At 70.1% G+C, this 26,165-nt stretch carries 24 protein-coding genes and 1 pseudogene; 18 read left to right on the forward strand and 7 right to left on the reverse strand.

What is annotated here, in order from left to right; genetic code table 11:
- Positions 1–191: 191 nt before the first annotated feature.
- The 4 genes and pseudogenes from ACX12L_RS13345 (at position 192) to ACX12L_RS13360 (ending at position 3,167) form a co-directional block, all read left to right on the forward strand.
- Positions 192–980 (forward strand): IclR family transcriptional regulator, encoded by a 789-nt coding sequence (locus ACX12L_RS13345; protein WP_459263033.1) that lies wholly within the window; start codon positions 192–194, stop codon positions 978–980.
- A gap of 58 nt (positions 981–1,038) precedes the next feature.
- Positions 1,039–1,194, forward strand: a complete 156-nt coding sequence (locus ACX12L_RS13350; RefSeq protein ID WP_459263137.1) for a CoA transferase — start codon at positions 1,039–1,041, stop codon at positions 1,192–1,194.
- Positions 1,152–1,281, forward strand: a pseudogene (locus ACX12L_RS13355) (transposase); the annotation flags it as partial. The gene ACX12L_RS13350 and the pseudogene ACX12L_RS13355, both read left to right, overlap by 43 nt.
- Positions 1,282–1,343: 62 nt before the next feature.
- The gene (locus ACX12L_RS13360) at positions 1,344–3,167 is read left to right on the forward strand and encodes a lysoplasmalogenase family protein (protein ID WP_459263034.1); all 1,824 of its coding nucleotides are present in this window, start codon (positions 1,344–1,346) and stop codon (positions 3,165–3,167) included.
- Here ACX12L_RS13360 and ruvB read toward each other — a convergent pair.
- Entirely contained in the window at positions 3,110–4,180 is a 1,071-nt protein-coding gene (gene ruvB / locus ACX12L_RS13365; protein ID WP_459263035.1) for a Holliday junction branch migration DNA helicase RuvB, read from the reverse strand. The two genes, ACX12L_RS13360 and ruvB, sit on opposite strands and share 58 nt — an antisense overlap.
- A gap of 111 nt (positions 4,181–4,291) precedes the next feature.
- Between ruvB and ACX12L_RS13370 the strand changes: the two genes are divergently transcribed.
- Genes ACX12L_RS13370 through ACX12L_RS13380 form a run of 3 tightly spaced genes read left to right on the forward strand, consistent with a single transcriptional unit; the run spans position 4,292 to position 9,605 of the window.
- A complete protein-coding gene (locus tag ACX12L_RS13370) occupies positions 4,292–4,897 on the forward strand; it encodes a DUF2760 domain-containing protein (RefSeq protein WP_459263036.1) in 606 nt (201 codons plus the stop codon).
- Complete coding sequence (locus tag ACX12L_RS13375; RefSeq protein ID WP_459263037.1) at positions 4,894–6,786, forward strand: Hsp70 family protein; 1,893 nt, start codon at positions 4,894–4,896, stop codon at positions 6,784–6,786. The genes ACX12L_RS13370 and ACX12L_RS13375 overlap by 4 nt, the downstream gene beginning before the upstream one ends.
- A complete protein-coding gene (locus tag ACX12L_RS13380; protein ID WP_459263038.1) occupies positions 6,783–9,605 on the forward strand; it encodes an Hsp70 family protein in 2,823 nt (940 codons plus the stop codon). Before ACX12L_RS13375 ends, ACX12L_RS13380 begins: the two co-directional genes overlap by 4 nt.
- 1 nt (position 9,606) lies before the next feature.
- Here ACX12L_RS13380 and ACX12L_RS13385 read toward each other — a convergent pair whose 3' ends face one another.
- Entirely contained in the window at positions 9,607–11,088 is a 1,482-nt protein-coding gene (locus ACX12L_RS13385; RefSeq protein ID WP_459263039.1) for a trypsin-like serine peptidase, read from the reverse strand.
- A gap of 36 nt (positions 11,089–11,124) precedes the next feature.
- A complete protein-coding gene (ruvA, locus tag ACX12L_RS13390) occupies positions 11,125–11,697 on the reverse strand; it encodes a Holliday junction branch migration protein RuvA (protein ID WP_459263040.1) in 573 nt (190 codons plus the stop codon).
- A gap of 47 nt (positions 11,698–11,744) precedes the next feature.
- Between ruvA and ACX12L_RS13395 the strand changes: the two genes are divergently transcribed.
- Complete coding sequence (locus ACX12L_RS13395; RefSeq protein WP_459263041.1) at positions 11,745–12,692, forward strand: PhoH family protein; 948 nt, start codon at positions 11,745–11,747, stop codon at positions 12,690–12,692.
- A 44-nt stretch (positions 12,693–12,736) separates the two neighbouring features.
- The gene (gene ybeY / locus ACX12L_RS13400; RefSeq protein ID WP_459263042.1) at positions 12,737–13,201 is read left to right on the forward strand and encodes an rRNA maturation RNase YbeY; all 465 of its coding nucleotides are present in this window, start codon (positions 12,737–12,739) and stop codon (positions 13,199–13,201) included.
- Here ybeY and ACX12L_RS13405 read toward each other — a convergent pair whose 3' ends face one another.
- Entirely contained in the window at positions 13,202–14,761 is a 1,560-nt protein-coding gene (locus ACX12L_RS13405) for an AMP-binding protein (RefSeq protein ID WP_459263043.1), read from the reverse strand.
- 131 nt (positions 14,762–14,892) lie between these two features.
- On the opposite strand from ACX12L_RS13405, the gene ACX12L_RS13410 reads away from it, so the two are divergent.
- Complete coding sequence (locus ACX12L_RS13410; RefSeq protein ID WP_459263044.1) at positions 14,893–15,639, forward strand: sulfite exporter TauE/SafE family protein; 747 nt, start codon at positions 14,893–14,895, stop codon at positions 15,637–15,639.
- Positions 15,640–15,710: 71 nt separating this feature from the next.
- On the opposite strand, the gene ACX12L_RS13415 is transcribed toward ACX12L_RS13410, so the two are convergent.
- Positions 15,711–16,145, reverse strand: coding sequence for a transcriptional regulator (locus ACX12L_RS13415; RefSeq protein ID WP_459263045.1), 435 nt, complete (start codon positions 16,143–16,145; stop codon positions 15,711–15,713).
- A gap of 162 nt (positions 16,146–16,307) precedes the next feature.
- Here ACX12L_RS13415 and ACX12L_RS13420 point away from each other — a divergent pair, with 162 nt between their 5' ends.
- From ACX12L_RS13420 to ACX12L_RS13440, 5 genes are read left to right on the forward strand one after another with little or no spacing between them, the layout of a single operon-like run.
- Positions 16,308–16,763 (forward strand): hypothetical protein, encoded by a 456-nt coding sequence (locus ACX12L_RS13420; protein ID WP_459263046.1) that lies wholly within the window; start codon positions 16,308–16,310, stop codon positions 16,761–16,763.
- A gap of 2 nt (positions 16,764–16,765) precedes the next feature.
- A complete protein-coding gene (locus tag ACX12L_RS13425) occupies positions 16,766–17,305 on the forward strand; it encodes a hypothetical protein (RefSeq protein WP_459263047.1) in 540 nt (179 codons plus the stop codon).
- Entirely contained in the window at positions 17,302–17,721 is a 420-nt protein-coding gene (locus ACX12L_RS13430; protein WP_459263048.1) for a hypothetical protein, read from the forward strand. The genes ACX12L_RS13425 and ACX12L_RS13430 overlap by 4 nt, the downstream gene beginning before the upstream one ends.
- A 5-nt stretch (positions 17,722–17,726) precedes the next feature.
- Positions 17,727–18,290: a hypothetical protein gene (locus tag ACX12L_RS13435; RefSeq protein ID WP_459263049.1), complete on the forward strand. Its 564-nt coding sequence runs from the start codon at positions 17,727–17,729 to the stop codon at positions 18,288–18,290.
- 22 nt (positions 18,291–18,312) lie between these two features.
- Positions 18,313–18,930, forward strand: a complete 618-nt coding sequence (locus ACX12L_RS13440; protein WP_459263050.1) for an SHOCT domain-containing protein — start codon at positions 18,313–18,315, stop codon at positions 18,928–18,930.
- 216 nt (positions 18,931–19,146) lie between these two features.
- Here the strand turns inward: ACX12L_RS13440 and dtd are convergent, their stop codons facing one another.
- Together dtd and ACX12L_RS13450 are read right to left on the reverse strand one after the other, a co-directional pair.
- Entirely contained in the window at positions 19,147–19,599 is a 453-nt protein-coding gene (dtd, locus tag ACX12L_RS13445; protein WP_459263051.1) for a D-aminoacyl-tRNA deacylase, read from the reverse strand.
- Positions 19,596–20,549 carry a cation diffusion facilitator family transporter gene (locus ACX12L_RS13450; RefSeq protein ID WP_459263052.1) on the reverse strand — a complete coding sequence of 318 codons (954 nt, stop codon included), beginning with the start codon at positions 20,547–20,549 and terminating at the stop codon, positions 19,596–19,598. Before ACX12L_RS13450 ends, dtd begins: the two co-directional genes overlap by 4 nt.
- A gap of 97 nt (positions 20,550–20,646) precedes the next feature.
- On the opposite strand from ACX12L_RS13450, the gene ACX12L_RS13455 reads away from it, so the two are divergent.
- The 3 genes from ACX12L_RS13455 (at position 20,647) to ACX12L_RS13465 (ending at position 26,117) form a co-directional block, all read left to right on the forward strand.
- Positions 20,647–22,743: a putative bifunctional diguanylate cyclase/phosphodiesterase gene (locus ACX12L_RS13455; protein WP_459263053.1), complete on the forward strand. Its 2,097-nt coding sequence runs from the start codon at positions 20,647–20,649 to the stop codon at positions 22,741–22,743.
- A gap of 35 nt (positions 22,744–22,778) precedes the next feature.
- The gene (locus ACX12L_RS13460; RefSeq protein WP_459263054.1) at positions 22,779–24,263 is read left to right on the forward strand and encodes an AMP nucleosidase; all 1,485 of its coding nucleotides are present in this window, start codon (positions 22,779–22,781) and stop codon (positions 24,261–24,263) included.
- Between the two features lie 141 nt (positions 24,264–24,404).
- Positions 24,405–26,117, forward strand: a complete 1,713-nt coding sequence (locus ACX12L_RS13465; RefSeq protein ID WP_459263055.1) for a tannase/feruloyl esterase family alpha/beta hydrolase — start codon at positions 24,405–24,407, stop codon at positions 26,115–26,117.
- Positions 26,118–26,165: the final 48 nt, after the last annotated feature.

The raw sequence follows: 26,165 nt of genomic DNA on the forward strand, positions 1-26,165 counted from the left end.
GTGTTGCCACGTCTATCACTCCTGGTCTCCTGCTGCTCAACAAAGCAGCAGGTTAGGGTTAGTACGTGGGTCAGATTTAGATGGAAATCCTGGGGGTTAGTGGGTCACTTCTGCGTGGAAATCAACAAGCTTGCGTCAATGGGATGGATTGACTACCATTGTCTCACTCAGTGGAACATAAGTATCACTAAATGGAACAGCAAAATACTAACAGAACCTTGCTGAGGGGTCTAGACCTTTTGCGCGCAGTCAGCAGCACCAATGCGCCGACGGTCACCAACCTCGCGAAATTGACGGGATTGCCCAAATCCACCACCAGTCGTTTTTTGGCGGTGCTGGTGCAGGAGGGCTACTTGCGTATCGACATGGACCAGCGCTTTTGTCTGGCACCCAAAGTGCTTGAGCTGGGCTTTTCTGCGCTGCAAGGCTTGGGGGTATCAGAGGTCGTCGCTGCACCGCTGCAAGACATTGCGGATGTTTGCAGTGGCGCGGCCAACCTGGGGGAGCTGGATGGCACCGACGTCATCATGATTGCGCGACGCACAGCCAGAACGCAGAAGGAGCGCTTCTACTCAATGAACATCCACATCGGAACGCGTCTACCAGCGCTCTACACCGCAACCGGGCGCGTGCTATTGGGATACGATCCCGTGGCACTTGAGCAAGCGCTTGAGCGCTGCGAACAAGACAGATTGACGTCAACCGCGACGGTTGATCGCGCAGTCCTCACCGCTCAAGTGGAAGAAGGTCGCGTAAGTGGAGCCGTGCGCATCCGCAATGAGCTAGCCCCGGGCTTTGGTGCAGTAGCCATTGCCGTGCAGATCAATCCCCAGCGAACCATTGCGCTGAGCGGCTCATATCTGCTCGCTGATCACGACGATGACATCGAAAGCCGAGTCGAAGCCATGCTGCGTGCTCAGGCGCCGACGATTGCGTCGCTCATGAGCGTTCACGGCAATCTTCCCGCAGCCAAGAAGTGACGTTCCAGGCAACCCATAACCAGAAAGAGAGGCAGACATAAACAGACCACTCGCAGGCATTCGAGTTGTGAAATTCGCGGGCATAGGACCAGGGCCCTATGCAGACATGTTGCTGGCGGATCTAAGTGCGGAAGTCATCGTTATTGACCGTCCTGGCGCCATGCTCAGCAGTTCAAAAAATCGGTTCTTGAGCGGGCGCTGGGCGCTGAGATGAGCCGTCACCTGGGCTACGCGCCCGGCCAGGCCTGAAGGGGCTGCCGCCAATCACCGCAACGGCAAGAGCGCCAAGACAGTGCTGACCCGCCCTGCGCTTCGGGGTTGCCCTCGTTCCGCACCTCCAGGCGCGCGCCCACAATCGCGCGCATGTCCGGCAGCCAGATCATCGTCCTCGTCACCCCCGTGTTCCTGTTTCTCATGGCACTCGAATGGGCCGTGGGGCGGCGGCGGGGAGTCCGTCCGTTCCGGCTGGCCGATGCGGTCAGCAGCATCAGCCTGGGGGTGCTGAGCCAGACCAGCGCCGTGTTCACCGCACTCCTGCGCGTGGGGCTGTACACGGTGGCCTGGGAGCACCTGGCCCTGTGGCGCGACGACGGGTTCTGGACGGCCTGGTACGGCTGGCTGCTGGCGCTGCTGCTGTACGACTTCTGCTACTACTGGCTGCACCGCATGGGGCACGAGGTGGCGCTGCTGTGGGCTGCGCACGCGGTGCACCACCAGAGCCAGGACTACAACCTCTCGACCGCGCTGCGCCAGACCAGCTCGGGCGCGCTGCTGGGCTGGCTGTTCTACCTGCCCCTGGCGCTGGCGGGCGTGCCGCCGCTGGTGTTCGTGGTGGCGGGGCTGATCGACCTGCTCTACCAGTTCTGGGTGCATACCGAGCAGGTGGGGCGGCTGGGCTGGTTCGACCGCTGGTTCTGCAGCCCCAGCAACCACCGCGTGCACCATGCGGTCAACGATGCCTACCTGGACAAAAACTACGGCGGCATCCTGATCGTGTGGGACCGCATCTTCGGCACCTTCAAGGACGAGGATCCGCGCGAGAAATGCGTGTACGGCACGCGGGGCCTGCTGGACAGCTGGGATCCGCTGTGGGCCAACGCCCAGGTGTACGCCGGGCTGGCGCGCGACAGCTGGCACGCGCGCGGACCGGGGGACAAGCTGCGCGTGTGGCTCAAGCCCCCGGGCTGGCGCCCGGCGGACGTGGCGCGGCGGTTCCCCAAGCCCGCGTTCAATATCGGCGCCATGCCCTTGTTCGACCCCTTCATGCCGCGCGCGCTGCGCTGGTTCGCTGGCGTGCAGTTCGCGCTGCTGCTGGCGGGCGCGGCGGCCTTCCTGTGGCAGGCCGAGGGTTCGCCGCTGGCCGGCAACGCCATCTGGTTCGCCGCGCTGCTGGCCTGCCAATGGGCGCTGGGCGCGGCCATGCAGGGGCGCATCGGCGCGTGGGAGGCGCTGATGATCGAAGCCGGCGCGCTGGCCACGGCCACCAGCGCGCTGGGGCTGCAGGAATGGCACCTGCTGTTCAAGCCCATGGCCATGGTGTTTGCTATTGCTTGCGTAGCTGCCAGCGCCCGCCAGCAGGGCGCAAGAGGTGTTTTTGACCTCCAATCACCCTACCCCCTGCTGCTGGGCGCGCTGCTGGGTTCGCTGGCCGGCGACGTGTGCCTGATGCTGCCCGGCCTGTTCATTCCCGGCCTGGCGAGCTTTCTGCTGGCGCACCTGTGCTACATCGCCCTCCTGCGCCAGGGCGTGCCCTGGCTGGGGCAGCGCGCCGCACTGGCCGCCACGCTGGCGCTGGGGGCCGGCATGTATGCCTTCCTGTGGCTGGGCGGGCTGCCCGCGGCGCTGCGCCCGCCCGTGGCGGCCTATGTGCTGGTGATCGCGCTCATGGCGGCGCAGGCCTGGGGGCGCTGGGCGGCGCTGCGCGACGGCCCCGCGCTGCGCGTGGCGCTGGGCGCCTGCTGCTTCATGCTGAGCGATGCCCTGCTGGCCACCAGCCGCTTCGTGCATCCGCTGCCGCAGGCGCAGCTCTGGGTGCTGGCCACCTACTACGCGGCGCAGGCGCTCATCGTGGGGGGCGTGCTGCGCGGCGCCCGAATGGCCCAGTGTGCTGTCCCGCAAATAACTGCACACTATTCCGAGAACAGCCCCCCGGCCGCGCGCGGCGGCGCCACGCCCAGGTGGCGGTAGGCGGCCAGCGTGGCCACGCGCCCGCGCGGGGTGCGCTGCAGGTAGCCCTGCTGGATGAGGTAGGGCTCGATCACGTCCTCGATGGTGCCGCTTTCCTCGCCGATGCTGGCCGCTATGTTGTCCAGCCCCACGGGGCCGCCGTCGAAGCGGTGCACCACGGCCTCCAGCAGCTTGCGGTCCATCACGTCGAAGCCCTGGGGGTCCACGTCCAGCATGGCCAGCGCGCGCTGGGCTATGGCCTGCGTGATGCGTCCGTCGCCCTTCACGTCGGCGTAGTCGCGCACGCGGCGCAGCAGGCGGTTGGCGATGCGCGGGGTGCCGCGCGAGCGGCGCGCTATTTCGGCGCCGCCCTCGGGGTCGATGGGCGCGCCCAGCAGGCCGGCCGAGCGCATGATGATCAGCGCCAGTTCCTCGGGCGTGTAGAACTCCAGGCGCGCGACGATGCCGAAGCGGTCGCGCAGCGGGTTGGTGAGCATGCCCGCGCGCGTGGTGGCGCCCACCAGGGTGAAGGGCTGCAGGTCGAGCTTGATGCTGCGCGCGGCGGGGCCTTCGCCGATCATGATGTCGATCTGGTAGTCCTCCAGGGCCGGGTAGAGGATTTCCTCGACCACCGGCGAGAGGCGGTGGATCTCGTCGATGAAGAGGACGTCGTTCCTCTCCAGGTTGGTCAGCAGCGCCGCCAGGTCCTTGGGTTTTTCGAGCACCGGGCCGCTGGTCTGGCGAAGCTGAACGCCGAGCTCGGCGGCGATGATGTGCGACAGCGTGGTCTTGCCCAGGCCCGGCGGGCCGAACAGCAGCACGTGGTCCAGCGCCTCGCCGCGCTTGCGCGCCGCGCCGATGAAGATCTCCAGCTGCTCGCGCGCCTTGGCCTGGCCCACGTATTCCTGCAGCAGCTTGGGGCGCAGTGCGCGCTCCAGCGCCTCCTCCTGCGGCGAGGCCGGCGCGGCCGACACCATGCGCTCGCGCGCCGGGGCGGGGGGGGATGGGGAGAAATCGTCGGTGTGGATCGTCATGCGTGGGCGATTGTCCCCCAACCGCCCCCGCGGGCCATGCCCATTCGGTAACATCGGCACCCTTTCCTTCCGGGCCGCGCCGCAATGCCTTCACACGGCCCCGCATCGCCCATGACAGAACAGACACCCCCCTCTTTCTTCAGCCGCATCGCCATGGCGTTCGCCCTCGTGGGCGATGCGCCCCTGGCCGCCCGCGTGGCCCGCCTGCGCGGCGGCGAGCCGCTGGCCGCCGATGCGCCGCCGCGCGAGGTGCGCGTGGAAGTGCCCGTCGAGAAGATCGTCGAAGTCCGCGTGGAAGTGCCCGTGGAAAAGGTGGTCGAGAAGCGCGTGGAAGTGCCCACCGCCACCGCCGCGCTGCAGCTGCTGGGCCTGCTGCAGCGCGAGGCGCGCTTCGTCGATTTCGTGCAGGAGGACGTGGCCGGCTACCAGGACGCCGAGATCGGTGCCGCCGCGCGCGTGGTGCACGAGGGCTGCCGCAAGGCGCTGCGCGAGCACGTGACGCTGGAGCCCGTGCGCCCCGAGGCCGAGGGCAGCCGCGTCACCCTGCCCCCGGGCTTCGACGCCGCCTCCGTGCGCGTGAGCGGCAACGTGGTCGGCCAGCCGCCGTTCACCGGCACGCTGGCCCACCGCGGCTGGCGCGCCGCCGCCGTGCGCCTGCCGCAGCTCACCGACGAGAAGGCCGCCGCCATCATCGCCCAGGCCGAGGTGGAGCTGTGACTACCGAAACGATAGCTGCCAGCGCAGACGGGACAAGCGCCAGCGCCCGATTCAGCCTGGGAATCGACCTGGGCACCACGCACTGCGCCCTGTCCTGGGTGGACAAGGCCGCGAGCGACGGCGAGCGCGTGGTGCAGGGTGTGCTGGAGATTCCCCAGCTCACGGCGCCGGCCAGCGTGGAGGCGCGGGCGCTGCTGCCCTCGTTCCTGTACCTGCCGCACGAGAGCGAGCTGGCGGCCGCCGACATGGCCCTGCCCTGGGGCGCCGGCCCGCACGGCCCGGTGGGCGAGTTCGCGCGCACGCGCGGCGCGGCCACGCCGATACGGCTGGTCAGCAGCGCCAAGAGCTGGCTGTGCCACCCCGGCGTGGACCGGCGCGCGCCGCTGCTGCCCGCCGACGCGCCGCCCGAGGTGCAGCGCGTCTCGCCCCTGGCGGCCAGCACGCAGTACCTGCAGCACCTGCGCCACGCCTGGACCGAAGCCCACCCCGAGGCGCCGTTCGACGCGCAGGACGTCACGGTGACCATCCCCGCCTCGTTCGACCCGGCCGCGCGCGAGCTCACGGCCGAGGCCTGCAGGGCCGCCGGCTTCCAGAGGCTCACGCTGCTCGAAGAGCCCCAGGCCGCGCTCTACAGCTGGATACAGGCAAGCAGCGGCGCCTGGCGCAAGCAGGTGGCGCATGGCGACGTGATCCTCGTCGTGGACGTGGGCGGGGGCACGACCGACCTGTCGCTGATCGCCGTGCTGGAGCGCGGCGGCAACCTGGAGCTGCAGCGCGTGGCCGTGGGCGAGCACATCCTGCTCGGCGGCGACAACATGGACCTGGCCCTGGCCTACGGCGTGGCGCGCAAGCTGGCGCAGGAGGGCAAACAGCTCGACGCCTGGCAGACCCGCGCGCTGGCGCACGGCTGCCGCGCGGCCAAGGAGCAGCTGCTGCAGGACGAGGGCCTGCAGTCCGTGCCCGTCGTCGTGCCCAGCCGCGGCAGCAGGCTCATCGGCGGCAGCCTGCGCACCGAGGTCACGCGCGCCGAGGTGCTGCAGCTGCTGGTCGAGGGTTTCTTCCCGCGCGTGGCCGTGGCAGACAGGCCGCAGGCCCGCGCGCGCGCCGCGCTCACGCAGCTGGGTCTGCCCTACGCGCAGGACGCGGCCGTCACGCGCCACCTGGCGGCCTTCCTGTCGCGCCAGGCCGGCGCCACCGGGCAGATCGAGGGCCTGCAGGGCACGCAGGCGCAAGGCGCGTCCTTCCTGCACCCCACGGCCATCCTGTTCAACGGCGGCGTGCTCAAGGCCGCGCAGATCGAGCAGCGCATCCTGGAAGTTGTCAATGGCTGGCTTGCCGCCGAGGGCGCGCCGCCCGCGCGCCTGCTGGCCGGCGCCAACCTCGACCTGGCCGTGGCGCGCGGCGCCGCCTACTACGGCCACGTGGCGGCCGCGGGCCGGGGCGTGCGCATACGCGGCGGCACGGCGCAGAGCTATTACGTGGGCGTGGAGTCCAACATGCCGGCCATCCCCGGCATGGAGCCGCCGATCTCGGCCCTGTGCCTGGCGCCGTTCGGCATGGAGGAGGGCACGGAGGTGGCGCTGGACGCCCAGGAGTTCGGCCTGGTCGTGGGCGAGCCCGTGCGCCTGCGCTTCTTCGGCTCCAGCGTGCGGCGCAGCGACACCGTGGGCACTCTGCTGGACTTCTGGGGCCCCGAGGAGCTGGTGGAGCTGCAGGAGATCGAGGCCCACCTGCCCGCCGAGGGCCGCACGCCGGGCGAGGTCGTCCCCGTCACCCTGCACGCGCGCGTGACCGACATCGGCACGCTGGAGCTCAACGCCGTGCCGGTCGGAGGCTGCGAGCGCTGGAAGGTGGAGTTCGACGTGCGGGCCGACACCCCGGCCGCATGACCGCCGCGACCGGCAGCCCCACGGATCGGCCCGCGCGCCACGCGGTCGGCATCGACCTGGGCACCAGCCACACCGTGGTGGCCCATGTGCCGCTCGATGGCAGCGCGGCCGACATCGCGCTGCTGCCCATTCCCCAGCGCATCTCGGCCGCCGAGGTACAGGCGCAGCCGCTGCTGCCCTCGGTGCGCTACCAGGCCGCGCCGCAGGAGCTGGGCGATGCCTGGCGCGCGCCCTGGCCACCGCTGGATGCAACGGAAGAAGCGCCCGCCACCATCGGCCGCTGGGCGCGCGAGCTGGGCGCGGCCGTGCCGGCGCGGCTGGTGGCCAGCGCCAAGAGCTGGCTGTCGCACCCCGGCGTGGACCGCACCGCGCCCATCCTGCCCTGGGGTGCGCCCGAGGGCGTGGACAAGGTCTCTCCGCTCGCCGCGTCCGCCTCGTACCTCGCACACGTGAAGGCCGCGTGGGATGCGTTGCAGCCCGACGCGCCGCTGCACCGGCAGGCCGTGGTGCTCACCGTGCCCGCATCGTTCGACGAGGGCGCACGCACGCTGACGCTGGAGGCCGCGCGGCTCGCGGGCCTGCCCGCCGTGCAGCTGCTCGAAGAGCCCAAGGCGGCGTTCCACGACTGGCTGGTGCTGCAGGGCGACGCGCTGGCCGCGCGGCTGGCCGGCAGCCGCCTGGTGCTGGTGGTGGACGTGGGCGGCGGCACGACCGACCTGACGCTGATCCGCGTGGAGCCCTCGCCGGGCGGCCTGCCCACGCTCACGCGCACGGCCGTGGGGGAGCACCTGATGCTGGGCGGCGACAACATGGACCTGGCCCTGGCCCACCAGCTGGAGCCGCAGTTCAGCGCCGGCGCGGGCGAGCGCCTGCCCGCCGCGCGCTTCGCCCAGCTGGTGCAGCGCTGCCAGCTGGCCAAGGAACAGCTGCTGGCCGCGGCGGCGCCCGCGTCCGCCACCGTCACGCTGCTGGGCGGCGGATCGAGGCTGCTGGCGCAGGCACGCTCGGCCACGCTCACGCGCGCGCAGGTGCTGCAATGCGTGGTGGATGGCTTCCTGCCGCCCGCGCGGCTCACCGACGCGCCCGCCCGGCGCCAGGGCGCGCTGCGCGGCCTGGGCCTGCCCTACCCGGCCGACGCCGCCATCTCGCGCCATCTGGCGCAGTTCCTGTCCCGGCATGCGGACGGCGAGCTGCCGGACACAGTGCTGCTCAACGGCGGCGTGTTCCACGCGCATGCGCTGGCCGAGCGGCTCACGCAACTGCTCGGCGAATGGCGCGGCAACCCCGTGCGCGTGCTGCACAACCCGCACCCGGACTGGGCCGTGGCGCGCGGCGCCGCCGCCCATGGCCTGGCGCAATACCAGTCGAACCAGCCTCAAAGGCATGCTGGACAAGCGCCAACAGCTCCCAAAACCATAGTCCCGCGCATAGGCGGCGGCGCGGCGCGCAGCTACTGGCTGGTCCTGCCGGGCAAGGCCGGTGCCGCGCCCCAGGGCGTCTGCCTGCTGCCGCGCGGCACCGAGGAGGGCGCGCGCCTGACACTGGCCGGCCGGCGCTTCGCGCTGCAGCTGGGCCAGCCCGTGCGCTTCGCCCTGGTGGCGCGCAGCCAGGGGCAGGCCCAGGCCGGACAGATCGCCCCCCTGCAGGGCGAGGGCTGGGTGGAGCTGCCGCCGCTGTCCACCGTGCTGCCCGCGCCCGAGGGCCGCGCCACGGCCAAGGCCGAGGTGCAGCTGCAGGCCTGCATGAGCGAGGTGGGCGTGCTGGAGCTGCGCTGCATCGACGCCCAGGACGCGGCCCGTTCGTGGCTGCTGCCCTTCGCCGTGCGCGGCGCGGCCGCGGGCCCCCACCCCGGTCCGCACCCGGAGGAAGAAGAAGGGGCGGGAAGGCAGCAGGCGCAGGCCATCGCCCTCATCGAGCGCATCTTCGGCAACCAGGCGCAGCAGGTGGCGCCCAAGGAGGTGCGCCAGCTGCGCGCGGCGCTGGAAAAGACCCTGGGCGCGCGCGAATCCTGGGGCCTGCCCCTGCTGCGCGCACTGTTCGACGCGCTGCTGGAGCGCGCCAGGCGCCGCCGGCGCACGGCCGAGCACGAGCGCGCCTGGTTCAACCTGGCGGGCTGGTGCCTGCGCCCCGGCGTGGGCGCCGAGCTCGACGGCTGGCGCATCGGGCAGGTCTGGCAGCTGCACGCCCAGGGCCTGGGCCACGCCGGCGAGGCCGCCAACTGGACCGAGTGGTGGGTCTTCTGGCGCCGCGTGGCCGCGGGCCTCGGCGAAGAGCAGCAGATGCAGCTGCTCGAATCCGTGGCTGGCTGCATGCAGAAGACCGTGCAGCGCGGCCAGGGCAAGGCCGCCTGGGGCAGCTACGACGACATGCTGCGCCTGTTCGCCGCCATGGAGGCCGTGCCCTGGCAGTACCGCCAGGAGATGGGCCAGTGGATGCTCACGCGCCTGAAGCGCCCCGGCGAGCCCCCGCAGACCTGGTGGGCCATAGGCCGCCTGGCGGCGCGCGTGCCGCTGGCCGCCAACGCCCACACGGTCATGCCGCCCGAGGCGGCGCAGGAGTTCCTCGACGCCGCGCTGGCGCAGGACTGGCGCCGCAACGAGCACGCGCTGTTCGCCGCCGTGCAGATCGCGCGCATGACGGGCGACCGCGCGCGCGACCTGCCCGACGCCCGGCGCGCACTGGTGCTGGACAGGATGCGCGCCGCGCACGCCCCCGCGCGCTGGATCGCCATGGTCGAGCAGGTGACGGACATGGACGCCGAGGACCAGCGGCGCAGCCTGGGCGACAGCCTGCCGCCGGGGCTGGTGCTGGTGGGGTGAACTACCTTCCCGGGTTCAGCCACTTGTACAGGGCCGCCCGGTAGCTCAGGTCGAAGCGCCCAAAGTAGTCCACGCCGGAGGGCGCCATGCAGCTGGCCGTGCCGCCGTAGAGCTGGCCGGTCACGTAGCGCCGCTCGCCGATGGTGATGAACGCCGCCGCGCCGCTGCTGCCGCGCTCCGTGCTGCCCTGCTGCCAGTCCAGCACCAGGAAGCCGCCGCTGCCGGAGTCGCTGCCGCCGCAGCTGCCGTCGCTGCAGTTGCCGTAGCGCAGCAGCGTGCCCAGGCTGAGCTTCTGCAGGTCGCCCTCGGGATGGTGCACGCTGGCCAGCGCCGCGCCGACCGGGACGCCGCCGTAGTACGAGCCCGCATAGACGATGCCCGCGGGCGCCTGCCTGTTGAGCCGCATGAACGAGGTGTCGGTGGCGGCCGACGCGTACAGCAGCGTGGCGCCGCCCGTGAGCCGCCAGGCGCCGGAGTTGACGCCGCTGCCGCAGCTGGCCGCGCGGAACAGCCAGTCGGTGACGAGCGTGGAGGCCGCCGCCTGGGTGGAGATGCAGTGGTTGGCGCCCAGGAAATACGGCGTGCCGGACGAGGCCGCGTCGTTCAGCAGCGTGCCCGTGCAGTAGAAGCTGGCGCCCGTCTCGTCCACGTAGGTCATGCGCGCCACCGAGCGGCTCTGCTCCAGGTAGGCGGCGTCGCAGCCCACGTCGATCTCGCAGCTGCCGGCATCGCCCAGCGCCTTGGCGGTGACGCTCCCCTCGGCCTCGGCGGGCGAGACCGTGAAGTGCGACAGCCCGGGCACGGCCAGCCGCACGGAGGCGGGCGGCGCGGCGGCGGGTATCTGCACCTCCAGCGTGGTCTGCGGGCCGCCGAAATCGGGGCTCCAGTAGGTGCGCGCCACCGCGTCGGCGGCGCCGGCGCGGGCGTTGCGCTCGGCCACGTCCTGCAGCTCCTGCGCGCCGACCTCGACGGCCTCGTCCCGCGCCGCGCCGTAGAAACGCAGCACGGCGCCCGGCGGCAGGGCCTGCACCAGCACGCCCAGGCGCACGCCGCGCGCGCCCTGCGACTCGAAGCGCAGGGCCGCCACCTGCGTGCCGTCCGGGCCGGGGCGCCAGCGCAGCAGCGCGGCGGTGGCCGCCACGCCGGCCGTCTCGGCCACGCTGCGCGGCTGGCCGATCTGATGCGGCACGCCCGGCGCCGCGGGCGCGCCGGCGGCGGCCTTGGCAATGGACTCGGGCAGCGGCCCGAGGGTGACGGCCCGCGTGTCCGCGGGGTCGGCCAGCGCGGAGGACGTCTGCGCCCCGGCCTTGGCCACGCTGGCTGACTTGCCGGGGTCGTAGGGCTCGATGCGCTCGCTCCATGCGGGCGCCTCCGGGGTGCCGCTGCCGCCGCCACCGCTGTCGCTACTGCCGCTGCCGCCGCCGCAGGCGGCCAGGGCCAAGGCCATGGGCAGCGCGGCCCACCGAATTGTGCAAATGCGCATGTTTTTCACTCCTCGTGCAAGAACGTAGCCGGAGCCCTACCGGGCCAGCGACTTCAGCGCCAGCTTGATCCCCTCGCTCACGCCCACGTCGGCCGGCAGCCCCTTGAGCGCCGCCGCGGCTTCCTTGTCGTTATAGCCGAGCGCCAGCAGCGCCTGGAGGATGTCGGCCTGGTCCGCGCTGGCCGCGTGCTGCCTGCCGCCCATGTCCGCGCCCAGCTTGCCCTTGAGCTCCAGCAGCAGGCGCTCGGCGGTCTTCTTGCCAATGCCCGGCACCTTGACCAGGCGGCCGGCCTCCTGCAGCGACACGGCCTGCGCCAGATCCGCCACGCCCAGCCCCGAGAGGATGGACAGCGCCGTGCGCGGCCCCACGCCGCTGACCTTGATGAGCTCGCGGAACGCCTGGCGCTCGGGCTGCGTGGCGAAGCCGTAGAGCAGCTGCGCGTCCTCGCGCACGATGAACTGCGTGAGCAGGCTCACCTGCTGCCCCACGGCGGGCAGGTTGTAGAAGGTGCTCATGGGCACCAGCACCTCGTAGCCCACGCCGTGGCAGTCCAGCAGCACCTCGGGAGGGTTCTTTTCCAGCAGCGCGCCGGTCAATTTGCCTATCATGCTTATCCTTAGCCGCACCCGCGGCGGCCCTTGCCGGAATTATCAGCGTGATACTGCGCCACACTTTCACACCGCATAACAATCTGCGCCTGACCCACCTGTGCGGTCCCGCCGACGTGCACCTGCGCACCATCGAGACGGCGCTGCAGGTCAAGATCGCCCACCGCCACGAGCAGTTCAAGGTGGACGGCCCCAAGGCCCGCGCCGCCCAGGCCATGGAACTGCTGCAGGCGCTCTACGAGATGGCGGACCACCCCATCAAGGAAGACCACCTGCAGCTCATGCTGGCCGGCGACGCCAGCATGATGGACGAGGAGGGCAACCCCGCCCCGCTGACCACGCGCCGCGCCGACCTGCGCGCGCGCACGCCCACCCAGAGCCTGTACCTGCACAACATCGCCACGCACGACATCACCTTCGGCATAGGCCCGGCCGGCACCGGCAAGACCTACCTGGCCGTGGCCTGCGCGGTCGATGCGCTGGAGAGGAGCCAGGTGCAGCGCATCGTGCTCACGCGCCCGGCCGTGGAGGCCGGCGAGCGCCTGGGCTTCCTGCCCGGCGACCTGACGCAGAAGGTGGATCCCTACCTGCGCCCGCTGTACGACGCGCTGTACGAGCTGATGGGCTTCGACCGCGTGCAGAAGGCCTTCGAGCGCAACGCGCTGGAGATCGCGCCGCTGGCCTTCATGCGCGGGCGCACGCTGAACAACGCCTTCGTGATCCTGGACGAGGCGCAGAACACCACGCCCGAGCAGATGAAGATGTTCCTCACGCGCATAGGCTTCGGCGCGCGCGCCGTGGTCACGGGCGACGTGAGCCAGATCGACCTGCCCAAGGGCACCCTGAGCGGCCTGATCGACGCCGAGCGCATCCTGAAGCGCGTGCAGGGCATCGCCGTGACGCGCTTCACCAGCGCCGACGTGGTGCGCCACCCGCTGGTAGCGCGCATCGTGGACGCCTACGACGCGCAGCGCAAGCGCAGCGAAAACTCCTGATTCGATAGCTGCCAGCGCTTGCCTGGCAAGCGCTGGAGGCCAAAATGGCTTTGAACCAACTCACCCTCTCCCTGCAGTTCGCGCGCGACGCCGCCCCCGGCCTCACGGCCCACCGCGCGGTACTGCCGCGCCACAAGGTCGCGCGCTGGATCCGCCACGCGCTGGCCGTGGATGCCGAAATCACCGTGCGCATCGTGGGCACCGAAGAAGGCCGGCGCCTGAACCACGAGTTCCGCCGCAAGGACTACGCCACCAACGTGCTCACCTTCGACTACCAGCAGGAGCCCGTGGCCGTGGCCGACCTGGTGCTGTGCGCCCCCGTGGTCGAGCGCGAGGCGCGCGAGCAGGGCAAGACGCTGCAGGAGCACTACGCCCACCTGCTCGTGCACGGCACGCTGCACGCCCAGGGCTGGGACCACGAGACCGGCGAGCAGGACGCGCAGGAGATGGAGGCCTACGAGACGGCCATCATGCAGGAGCTGGGCTTCGCCGACCCCTACGCCGGCTGATCAGACAAGGCGCTCCCGCCCCTGCCAGAACTGCGCGCGCAGCGTCTTCTTGTCCACCTTGCCCAGCGGCGTGAGCGGCAGCGCATCGGCAAACCGCACCGCCTTGGGCGCAAGCACCGGCCCCTTGTGCTGCTGCACGAAGGCCATCAGCTCCTGCGGCGCCGGGCGGGCCGCGCCGGGCCTGGGCACCACCACGGCCAGGACCGCCTCGCCCCACTTGGCGTCGGGGATGCCGATCACCGCCGACTGCGCCACCGCCGGGTGCAGCGCCAGGCAGGCCTCGACCTCGGTCGAATAGACGTTGAAGCCGCCGGTGATGATCATGTCCTTGGCGCGGTCCACCAGGTACAGGTAGCCCTGCTCGTCCATGCGCGCCATGTCACCCGTGTGCAGCCAGTCGCCGGCAAGGGCCTTGGCGGTCTCCTCGGGGCGGTTCAGGTAGCCGTCCATGACCAGGGGGCCGCGCACGCACAGCTCGCCGACCCCGCCGGGCGGCACCTCGCGCAGCTGCGCATCCAGCAGCCGCACCTCGTTGCCGGGCAGGGGGCGGCCGCAGGACTGCAGCAGCGCGGGCCGCTGCGGGTCGTGCTCGTCCCTGCGCAGGTAGGCGATGGTCATGGGCGCCTCGGCCTGGCCGTAGATCTGGCCGAAGACGGGGCCGAACACGCGCAGCGCCTCGGCCAGCCGCGCCGGAGCGATGGGCGCCGCGCCGTAGAGCACGAGCTGCAGGCTCGACAGGTCGTAGCGCGCGCGGTCGGCGCAGTCGAGCAGCGCGTAGATCTGCGTCGGCACCAGAAAGGTCACGCTGATGCGCTCATCCTGCACGGTCTGCAGGAACGAAGCCGGCGAGAACTTGTCGGCCAGCACCAGCGAGCCGCCGCGCAGCAGGGTCGGCAGCACCAGCGAGCCGCCCGCGTGCGAGATGGGCGTGGCCACCAGGCAGCGCGTCGGCGCGGGCCACTCCCAGCCGCCCAGCTGCTGCAGCAGCATGGTCAGCGCCGTGCGTTGGCGGTGGACCACGCCCTTGGACCGGCCCGTGGTGCCGCCGGTGTATGAGATCTTGTGCACGTCGTCGGGCTGGACCTCGATGGGCGTCTCCGAGCCGTCGAACGCCGCCGAGGCCGCGACCGCGTCGGCGCCGAACGGGGCGGGCCCCAGCGAGACCACCGTCCGGGCGATGCCCAGCGCTGCCAGCTCGGCCCCGCGCGCGGCAAAGCGCACGCCGTCCACCACCAGCAGCCGGATGCCGGCGTCGCGCAGCACGAAGCCCTGGTCCTCCAGCGCCCCCATGGGGTGCAGCGCCGTGTAGCGCAGCCCCAGCAACTGGGCCGCGATGACGACGACCACGGCCTCGGGCGTGTTGCCCGCCAGCATGGCGATGCCGTCCTGGCGCCCCAGGCCCAGGGACTGGAAGTAGCGCGCCATGCGGTGGCAGCGTTCAGCGAGCCCGGCATAGGACCAGCGCACCCCGCCGCCCACCAGGGCCTCGCGGTCGGCAAAGGCCCGGAAGGCCGCACGATGCTGCGCGGCCATGGTGCCGCCGGTGTGGAGGTGGTTCATGCCGCCATCGTAGAGCAGCCCAGGCCCCCCGGATTTCCCGGTGCACGGCCCCCGGCCGGCGGCAGCATGTCACGACACTCCGACCTCAGGCGCTGCCAATCGCGCGGCGGCGCCCACTTAACATCGCCCCGATGTTCGACTCCACCCTGCTCCTCGCCGCCGCCTTCGTCGCCGGCGCCCTCAACGCCGTCGCGGGCGGCGGCAGCTTCCTCACTCTGCCCGCGCTGGTCTTCACCGGCGTGCCGCCCGTGGTGGCCAATGCCACCGGCACCGTGGCGCTGCTGCCCGGCTACATGGCGGGCGCCTGGGGCTTTCGCGAGGACATGCAGCCGCCGCCGGGCCTGTCGATGCGCGCCGTGGTCGCGCTGTCGCTCGCGGGCGGCTCGGCCGGCGCGGCGCTGCTGCTGGTGACGCCCGACGCCACCTTCCGCAAGGTCGTGCCCTGGCTGCTGCTGGCGGCCACCGCCCTGTTCGCCTTCGGGCCGCAGCTGCGGCAGTGGGCGGGCTCGGGCCGGCACGGCGCCGCGCCCTGGAAGGCCAGCCTGGGCATGCTGGCCGTGGCGGCCTATGGCGGCTATTTCAACGGGGGGCTGGGCATCCTGCTGCTGGCGCTGTTCGGACTGCTGGGCCAGACGCGGCTCAACGCCATGAACGGCATGAAGAACCTCGTCTCCGCACTGCTCACGGCCATCGCCGTGGCGATCTACGCGGCGGGCGGCATCGTGCTGTGGCCGCAGGCCCTCCTGATGATGGTGGCCGCCACGCTGGGCGGCTACGGCGGCGCGCGCGTGGCGCGCCGGCTGCCCGCGCCCGTGCTGCGCTGGGGCATCGTGGCGACGGGGCTGGCGATGGCGGCGCTGTTTTTCTGGCGGCAGTAGGCTGGAGCAGGCTCTAAATCAAATCAACCGCCAGCGCTTTCCTAGAAAGCGCTGGCAGCGATCCTTTTAGATCATTCCGCCTGTGCCTTGCCTGCCAAGGCCCCCTGCGCTGCCGCGCCGCCATGCACCCGGGCGAAGGTCAGGATCACCTCGCGGATCAGCTTGCGCTGCGGGGCCGGCAGTTGCAGGAAAGCGTCGAACGTCTCGCGCTCCAGATAGCCCACGCCCTCGTCCCAGCGCCGGCGATATTCCTGCACCGAATGGCGCACCGCTTCACCGAAGCGCAGTACCTCTGGCTCCACATTGAGCCACTCGGCCAGTACCTGAATCTTGTCCTGCGTGGGAACGGCCTTGCTGTTGAGCCAGTTCCACGCAGCCTGGTTGCTGATGGACCGGCCATACCAGCGCAAGTTGAACTCCTGCTCCAGCACTGAGGGACTTGGCGCATAGCCCGCGTCCGCCATGGCCTGGCGCAAGCGGTTGCTGAATTCGATTTTCTCGTTCATCCAGCGCAAGTTAGGAATCGCTTGATGAATCAATCACATTTTGATTGATAATTTACCAAAAAGTTGATTGATTTAAGGCATCCTCCCTGGGGTGCCCCTTCACAACCATAGCCTCGGCCGTGGAACAACTTCTGGCGCGATTCACGAAAAGAAAGGACTGGCATGCGCTATCGACGAAAGGTCTACTTCGCCCCCGCCCTGGCCATCTTGGCCGCGCTTGGCGGCTGTCAAGGCGTTGGCGCGCACCGCGCCGCCGTACAGGACGACAGCACCGACCGGCTCACCGTGGGCACGGTGCAGCGGCAGATCCAGATCGGCATGAGCGGCGCGCAAGTCGCCCAGGTGCTGGGCTCGCCCAACATCGTTTCCTCCGACGAGGAACGGCGCGAGGTCTGGGTGTATGACAAGATCGCCACGGATCGAGCCTATTCGGCCAGCAGCGGCGGCGTCCAGGCGCTGGTGCTGGGCTTCGGCGGCGCGGCGGCGGGTGGCATCGGCGGCGGCGCAGGCGCTTCGGCCGGCGCGTCTTCCACCAGCCAGCGCACGCTGACGGTCGTCATCAAGTTCGACCACGATCGCAAGGTGCGGGACTTCGCCTACCACACGTCGAGGTTCTGACCATGAAGAAAACCATTGCCACAGCGTGCGCCGCATTGCTCATCGGCGGCTGCGCCGTGCAGGCCCCGCCCAACACCTTCGTGGTGACCCCGGAACTGCTGCAGCAGCGCCAGTTGGAAACCCGGCGCTACGACGGGATCAAGGAGGCTGACCTGCTGTCCGCCAGCTCCAACGTGCTGCAAGACCTGGGCTTCAACCTGGAGAACTCCGAATCCAAGCTCGGGGTGCTGACGGCCAGCAAACAGCGCGATGCCTTCAACGCAGGGGAATTCGCCGCAGCCCTGGTGATAGCGCTGCTGGGCGGCGGCGCCACTGCCACCAGCAAGGACCAGACCATACGCGTCGCGCTGGTGATACGCCCCATGACCGACGGCAGCGGCAAGGCCAGCGAAGGCAGCCACCTGGTCCGCGTCACGTTCCAGCGCATCGTCCGCCGCACCAACGGCAGCACCTATGCCGAAACGCTCAAGGGCGAGGAGCTATACCGCGACTTCTATGAGCGGCTTTCCAAATCCGTCTTCCTCGAAGCCCACAAGATATGAAATACCTGCTTATTTCCTGCATCGCGGCCACCGCCGCCCTCGCCGGCTGCGCCACCACCAACCAGCGCGTATTGGACGCAGGCGCCGAGACCCAGTTGCAAAAGCGCAGCTACCAATCCCGCGTCTTCGACACCAGCGACAAGGAAAAAGTCCTGCGCGCCACGATCTCGACGCTCCAGGACCTGGGCTTCGTGATCGACCGGGCCGATCTGACGCTGGGCACGGTCACCGGTACCAAACTGGCGACGCACCGTATCACCATGACCGTGAGCGTGCGTGCGCAAGGCACCGACCGGATGCTGGTGCGTGCCAATGCGCAGTTCAACATCACCCCGATCGAGGATCCCAAGCATTACCAGGACTTCTTCTCCTCGCTGGAGAAATCGCTGTTCCTGGCGGCGCACGCCGAAGGTTGAGTTCCATGAAGACGCTCACCCCGGCCATCGGCATAGGCCTGCTGCTTCTCGTTTCATGGATTGCCTCTGCCTTGTACCTGCGGATCAGGCGCCGCAGGGAAGATCAGCGACTCCGCTCCACGGGCCTGCACGAGATGGCGGATGCGCAAGCAGCCAGGCATGCGCGCTTGGCGCGGTGGCACCAGCGCATTGTCGGCCTGGGAATCGTCTTCTATGGCATCTACCTGGCCACCTTGGTGGGCTCCATGACGCGCTTCGTGTTGCCAGGGGTAGGAGCCGTGGGCGGGGGGGCGGCAACGGGTGCGGGGATCGGGTTTCTCACCTACCTCGCGGTCGGAACCGTGGGCGTCGTCACCGGCGGAACGGGGGTCGCGCTGGGCGCACTGGCAATGGCGCTGATTGGAGGCGGGGTCGGCGCCGTTGGCGCGGCGGCTGGAGCTGCGGGTTTTCAAACCATTACCTATCCCCTGGTGAGCCGTTGGTTCTGGGGTCCCACCATCGTCCTGGGCATTTATCTGGTCATCGGCATTGACCTCAAGAAAAAACTGGCCTTCCAGCCCAGCCCTTGACATTCAACCCAAAGAGCGACACATGCACAACGACTTGAGTTTCGGACATATCTTCGTCATCCTCATCCTTCTCATAATTGTCGAGATAGTTTTTGCTTACCGGCTATATCAGGGGCTACAGAACATCCCTGAAAAATACAGGACAACAGAACCCTACACCGCCTGGTTCACACTCATCCCAGTTGCAGGAATCGCCTTCTACTGGATACTGCTTCCACACAGGATTCCTGAATCCTTCAGGAATTACTTCTCAGAAAACCCTGGCAGCGGGAAAGAACCCAAGGACTATGGAAAAGCCATGGGGCTTGGCACGGCAATATCCACGACCTGCTTGCTAATCCCCGTGGTGAATGTCATCGCGTGGATTCCAGCCGTCATATTTCTCGTAGTTTTTCTGGTGCAGTTCACGGAAATGGAAAAGCAGCTCTCCCGGAAAAATGCAGACGCTCCTATCGCATACCAGGCCGACCGTCCAAACCCCGGCGGTCATGGGGCGGCACCCCGGGCACCTCGGTCAGCCGAGGCTTCACATGACAAGTTCACGCAGTTGGAGAGACTCAAGCAGTTGCTCGACAAGGATGTTCTGACCGCCGACGAGTACCAGGAGGAGAAGAGAAAGCTGCTTCAAGAGCAGCAGTAGCTGACGCGCCCCACCAAGCCAGTCTTGAAGATTTACCCGGCGACCACCTCGCCCCTGCTGCACCTGTGCGACGGTCTCCGGGGGGCGATGAGGCGGCACCTGCCCTGCGGCACGGGCTCGCCGGACAGGATGCACGCCACCAGCGCATGCATCCAGGCGAGTTATGCATGAAATTGTCTTCTAGCGCCTCTCCAGAAAGCGTAATCATCTATTAATTTATGAGCATTCAGGCGCGATGCGCAGCGGAATGGTCACTGGCCCGTCATTGACCAGGTGCACCTGCATGCTGGCGCCGAAGCGCCCCGTGGCCACCACCGGGTGCGCGGCGCGCGCCCGGACCACGAAGTAGTCGTACAGGCGCTCGCCCTCGGCGGGCGCCGCCGCCTGGCTGAAGCCGGGGCGGTTGCCGCCGCGCGTGTCGGCGGCCAGGGTGAACTGGCTCACGATGAGCAGGCCGCCGCCCACGTCCTGCACGCTGCGGTTCATCTTGCCGGCCTCGTCGCTGAAGATGCGCAGCTTGAGGATCTTGGCCAGCAGCTTGTCGGCCTGCTGCTCGCCGTCGCCCTGCTCGGCGCAGACCAGGGCCAGCAGGCCGGGGCCGATGCGGCCGACGACCTCGCCCGCGATCTCCACGCGCGCCTCGCTCACGCGCTGCAGCAGGCCGATCATGGCTGCTCCTCCCCGGCCTGCACCTTCTGTTCGAACACCGTGTCATGGTCCTCGGGCAGCAGCTCGATGGTGGCGCGCAGGCCGGGCACGGCCTGCATCAGCGCCTGCTCCACCGCGCTGCGCTGCCGGGCAGCCTCGGCCAGCGTCCAGCGCCCGGGCACGTGCATGTGCAGGTCGACGAAGCTGCGCGCGCCGGCGCGGCGCGAGGTCAGACTGTCGAAATGCACGGCACCCCCGCTGGCGTTGCAGTGCCCGTCCAGCACGGTGTATACGCGCGCCAGCAGCGTGGGCTCCATGGCCTCGTCCATCAGGCCCTGCGATGCGTGCCAGATCAGCCGGCCGCCCTCGCGCAGGATGTTCAGCGCCACCCCGATGGCCACCAGCGGGTCCAGCCATGTCCAGCCCGTGGCGCCGGCGGCCAGCAGGCCGACGACCACGCCGATGGAGGTCCACACGTCGGTCATCAGGTGGCGCGCATCGCCCTCCAGCGCCAGGGAGCGGTGCACCTGCGCCGCGCGCAGCATGCCCCAGGCCAGCAGGCCGTTGCAGGCGGTGCTCAGCAGCGACAGGCCCATGCCCCAGCCGAGCTGCTCCAGCGGCTGCGGGTGCATGAGGCGCAGCACGGCCGCCCAGAGGATGGCGATGCTCGCGCCCACGATGAGGATGCCCTCGAAGCCCGAGGAGAAGTACTCCGCCTTGTGGTGGCCGTAGGGGTGGTCCGCGTCCGCCGGTCGGCGGGCCACGGTCACCATGGCCAGGGCGAACATGGCGCCGGCCAGGTTCACGAAGGACTCCAGCGCGTCCGACAGCAGCCCGACCGAGCCGCTGACCCACCAGGCCAGGGTCTTGAGGACGATGGTCAGCACGGCCACGCCCACCGAGGCGCGCAGCAGGTTGTGGGGCGTCATCCAGGCGGGGACATGCAGGGGTCTGGCGGCGGCATGGGGCATGTCGGGATTATCCCGCCCCCAGTCGGACCAACGGGCGCCGCACTCGCCAAAATACGGACAATGCGCTATAAGCTCGTAGATCATCCGGCCACAGCCCATGCCCGCAAAGCCCCTTTCCGACCACGTCCTGTCCGGATCGGGCTCGCGCGCCTGCGCAGCGCTGCTGCGGCTGGTGGCCGACACCGTGCCGGTCATGCTGGCCTATTACGAGTCCCCGGGCCTGCGCTGCAGCTTCGCCAACCAGCGCTTTGCCGACTTCATGGAACAGACGGTGGACGACCTGCTCGGCACCACGGCGCGCGACACCCTGGGCGAGCCGACCTGGCAGCAGATCCTGCCCTGCGTGCAGCGCGCGCTCGGGGGCGAGACCGTGCAGCACCTGTGCCAGCAGGCCGGGCCGGACGGCCGCATGCGCGTGCTGGAATTCAGCCTGCGGCCGCAGCGTGAGACGCGCGCCGGCCAGCTCGCCACGCTGGGCATACTGGTGCTGGTCAACGACGTCACCGAGCGCCGGGAGGCCGAGCAGGCGGTGCGCCAGAGCGAGGAGCGCATGCGCAAGTTTGCCGAGGCCACCGAGGAAGGCCTGGCCTTTCACCGCGATGGCTGGATCCTGGACGCCAACGGCTCCCTGCAGCGCATGACCGGCTACACGCTGGCCGAGCTCGTGGGGCACTCCCTCTTCGACTTCGTGCTGCCCGAATACCGCGCCCTGGCGCAGGAATACACGCGCCGCGGGCGCGAATATCCGTACGAGCTGGCCATGCGCCACAAGGACGGCCACGCCATCCCCATCGAGGCCGTGGGCAAGACCCTGCCGCAGCAGCAGGACGAGTACCGGGTGGTGGTGGTGCGCGACATCACGGCGCGCAAGCAGGCCCAGGAGCGCGCGCGCTTCCTGGCGCTGCACGACCCGCTGACCCGGCTGCCCAACCGCCGCCACCTCATGCTGCAGCTCGCGCGCACGGTCGCCGCGGCGCAGGAGCGGCGCAGGCGCTCGGCCGTACTGTTCATCGACCTGGACCATTTCAAGACCGTCAACGAATCGCTGGGCCACGAGGCGGGCGACCAGCTGCTGTGCGAGATCGCCCGGCGCCTGCAGGAAGGCGTGAAGGACTCGGACTTCGTGGCCCACGTGGGCGGCGACCAGTTCGTGGTGCTGCTGAGCGGCCTGCGCGGCCGCGCGGCCGTCGCCGATGCGGCCGACGCGCTGATCGAGCGCGTCCATGCGGTGTATACCATCGGCGAGACGCAGCTGTCGCCCTCGCCCTCCATCGGCATCAGCGTCTTCCCCGACGACGGCTACGGCCCCGACGAGCTGCTGCGCCGCGCCGACGCCGCCATGCAGCGGGCCAAGGAGAGCGGGCGCGGTACACGCCTGTTCTACACGCCGGACATGGAGGGGCAGCCGGCGGAGGTCCTGCAGCAGGAGCATCTGCTGCGCGAGGCCGTGTTCCACGACGCCCTGGAGCTGCACTACCAGCCCCAGGTGCAGGTGGCCTCCGGCCGCCTGGTGGGGCTGGAGGCGCTGGTGCGCTGGCGGCACCCGCAGCGCGGCCTGGTCGGGCCGGACGACTTCATCCCCCTGGCCGAGTCGCGCGGCCTGATCACGCCCATAGGCCGCTGGGTGCTGCGCGAGGCCTGCCGCCAGCTCAAGGCCTGGCACAACGAGGGCCTGGCGCTGGTGCCCGTGGCGGTGAACCTGTCGGCCATCGAGTTCCGCCAGCGCGACGTGGCCGGCGAGATCGCGCGCGTGCTGCAGGAGACCGGCCTGGCGCCGCAGTACCTGGAGGTCGAGATCACCGAAACCACCCTCATGCAGCATGCCGAGCACACGCGCGCCACGCTGCAGGCGCTGCAGGCCATGGGCGTGGCCGTGACGGTGGACGACTTCGGCACGGGCTACTCGTCGCTGACCTACCTCAAGCGCTACCCGCTGGACAAGCTCAAGGTGGACCGCTCCTTCGTCGCCGACACGCCGGCCGACGGCGACGACGTGGCCATCGTCACCGCCATCGTCCAGCTCGCCCGCAGCCTGCAGCTGCAGTCCGTGGCCGAGGGCGTGCAGACCGCCGAGCAGCTGGAGCTGCTGCAGAGCCTGGGCTGCGAGCTGGCCCAGGGCTTCGGCATCGCGCCCCCCATGGACGTGCGGCGCACGCGCGCCTGGCTGCACGCGCTGCCAGGCGCTGCTCAATGACAGCGCCGTGACGGCGCGCCATGGACAATACGCCCATGGCCTCCTCCCCCGCATTCATCACCGAGCCCACCTTCCACGCCGAACCCGCCGACGCCCTGGCGCAGGTGCAGCGCATCTACCAGCAGCAGATCGGCCACCTGCGCGACACCATGCAGCGCTTCGTGGCCGGAGAGACGCCCGCCAACCACGTGCGCGCCTGCTACCCCTACGTGCGCGTGCAGATCGCCACCGTGGCGCGCGCCGCCACGCAGCTGGCCTACGGCTTCGTCGAGGGGCCCGGGTGCTACGAGACCACGCTCACACGGCCCGACCTGTTCGCGGACTATTACGCCGAGCAGTTCCGCCTGCTGCGCGCCAGCCACGGCGTGGAGCTGGAGGTGGGCCTGAGCCGGCAGCCCATCCCCATCCATTTCTCGTTCGCCGAGCACGACTACATCGAGGGCACGCTCAGCCCCGAACGGCGCACGCTGATGCGCGACATGTTCGACCTGCCGGACCTCGCCGCCATGGACGACGGCATCGCCAACGGCACCTGGACGCCGCGCCCCGGCGCGGCGCAGCCGCTGTCGCTGTTCACCGCGCCGCGCGTGGACTACTCGCTGCACCGCCTGCGCCACTACACGGGCACGCTGCCGGAGTGGTTCCAGAACTTCGTGCTGTTCACCAACTATCAGTTCTACATCGACGAATTCGTGCGCCTGGTCCATGCCGAGATGGCGAGGCCCGACAGCGAGTACATCGCCTTCGTGGAGCCGGGCAACGTGGTCACGCGCCGCGCGGGGCTGGCCCCCGCGCCCGGCGACGGGCTCGGCACGCCGCCGCCGCGCCTGCCTCAGATGCCCGCCTACCACCTGGTGCGCGCCGACAACAGCGGCATCACCATGGTCAACATCGGCGTGGGGCCGGCCAACGCCAAGACCATCACCGACCACATCGCCGTGCTGCGCCCCCACGCCTGGATGATGCTGGGCCACTGCGCGGGCCTGAGGAACAGCCAGCAGCTGGGCGACTACGTGCTGGCCCACGCCTACGTGCGCGAGGACCACGTGCTCGACGAGGAGCTGCCGCTGTGGGTGCCCATTCCCGCGCTGGCCGAGATCCAGGTCGCGCTGCAGCAGGCCGTGGCCGACGTGACGCAGATGCCCCAGGACCAGCTCAAGCGCATCATGCGCACCGGCACCGTGGCCAGCACCGACAACCGCAACTGGGAGCTGCTGCCCGACAACATGCCCCAGCGCCGCTTCAGCCAGAGCCGCGCCGTGGCGCTGGACATGGAGAGCGCGACCATCGCCGCCAACGGCTTTCGCTTCCGAGTGCCCTACGGCACGCTGCTGTGCGTCTCCGACAAGCCGCTGCACGGCGAGATCAAGCTGCCCGGCATGGCCAACCACTTCTACCGCGAGCGCGTCGACCAGCACCTGCGCATCGGCATGCGCGCCATCGACATCCTGCGCGCCGGCGGCGTGCAGCGCCTGCACAGCCGCAAGCTGCGCAGCTTCGCCGAGGTGGCGTTCCAGTAGAGGCCCGATGCCCGCGCGCCGGTTTTTCCGGGATATGGGCAACTACGTAACGAAAAACCCCGCTTGTCTCCGGTCCGGGGGCGCTCCCAGAATGGCCATGGGCCGACGGCCCGCCCCGTGCAACGACAAGGAGACAAGCACATGACCACTCCCCTCGCCATCCGCCCCCCCTGGCCCCGTGGCGCGCGCGCGCTGCTCACGGCCGGTGCCGCGCTGGCGCTGGCCGCCTGCGGCGGCGGCTCGCACCATTTTTCCTTCGACACCGCCAGCGGGAACCTGGCGAACCAGCAGGTCGCCGCCGACCAGATCGGCCTGCCCACCAAGGGGGCCGCCGTCACCTCGGTGGAGACGCCGACGGCCGCCTCCGGCCCCCAGCCGCCCGCCTCCATACGGGCCAACATCTCCATCGCGCCCGTCGATGCGGCGGCGCCCCCCATCAAGATGGGGCTGCTCCTGCCCAAGGAATGGAACGGCAAGGTGGTCATGCTCGGCGGCGGCGGCTACAACGGCACCATCCCCAGCCTCTACACCTACTCCGCGGCTCCGGCGAGCCAGGGAGCCTATCCGCTGCTGGACCAGGGCTATGCCGTGTTCGCCAGCGACTCCGGCCACCAGGCGGGCGCCGCCGGCAGCCGCGACGGCAGCTTCGGGACGAACGACGAGGCCGTGGCCAACTTCTCCGGCGCGGCGCTCAAGAAGGCCAGCGACGTGGCCGACGTGCTCGTCACCCGCTTCTATGGCCGCAAGCCCGGCAAGCGCTACTTCATCGGCGGCTCCACCGGCGGGCGCGAGGCGCTGGCCGTGGCGCAGAAATGGCCCGCCGACTGGGACGGCGTCATCTCCTGGTACCCGGCCTGGAACGCCGCCAGCCTGGACCTGCAGTTCGGCCGCCTGAGCCGCGCCTTCGCCCAGCCCGACGCCTACCCGAGCCTGGCCCAGCGCAAGCTGCTGCGCCAGGCGGCCATGGCCCGGTGCGACGCGCTGGACGGCATCGCCGACGGCGTCGTCAGCAACGTCGCCGCCTGCAACGCGCAGTTCGACCCGGCCACGGCCCAGTTCGAGGGCAAGCCCCTGCGCTGCCCGAGCGGCGGCAACGAGAACGACGGCTGCCTGTCCGACGCCATGATCGCGGCGCTGCATGCATACAACACGCCCATCACGTTCGGCAGCCCGCTGGGCAGCGGCGAGACGCAATACCCCGGCTTCAACGTCTGGGGGTCCGAGCTGGGCGAGACGGGCACCAGCCCCCTGCAGCCCACCGTCACCCTGCTGGCCATGAACACCACCGCGCCGGCCAGCCCCGCGCCGCTGACCGCGCCGTACTGGGCCGTGTTCTGGGACCAGTGGGTGCGCTACTTCGTGACGCGCGACGCGAACTTCGATTCGCTCTCGTTCGACCCGCAGAACCCCGGCCCGTGGGCGGGACGCATACAGGAGCTGACCCGGCTGCAGGACATCAACAGCACCGACCTGTCCGCATTCAACAAGCGCGGCGGCAAGCTGCTGATGGCGCACGGCACGGCCGACGTGCTGGTCAGCACGCGCGCCACGGCCCAGTACTACGAGCGGCTCGTCCAGACCATGGGCGCCGCCGCGGTCAAGAGCTTCGCCCGCTACTACGAGGTGCCCGGCTACGGCCACGCCGCCAGCACGGCCTTCAACGCCAACTGGGACTCGCTCAAGGCGCTGGACCAGTGGGTGAGCAGCGGCACCGCGCCCGCCGGCCAGGTGGTGACCGACACCGCGGGCGTGCCGGGCCGCACCCGTCCCCTGTGCGAATACCCGGGCTGGCCGCGCTACGGCGGCACGGGCGACGCCAACAAGGCGGAGAGCTTCAGCTGCGTGGCCCCATAATCCGGTAACTATCAAATAGATAGCTGCTTGCGCCCATCAGAAGGGCGC

This window comes from Alicycliphilus sp. T452 (assembly GCF_054512775.1).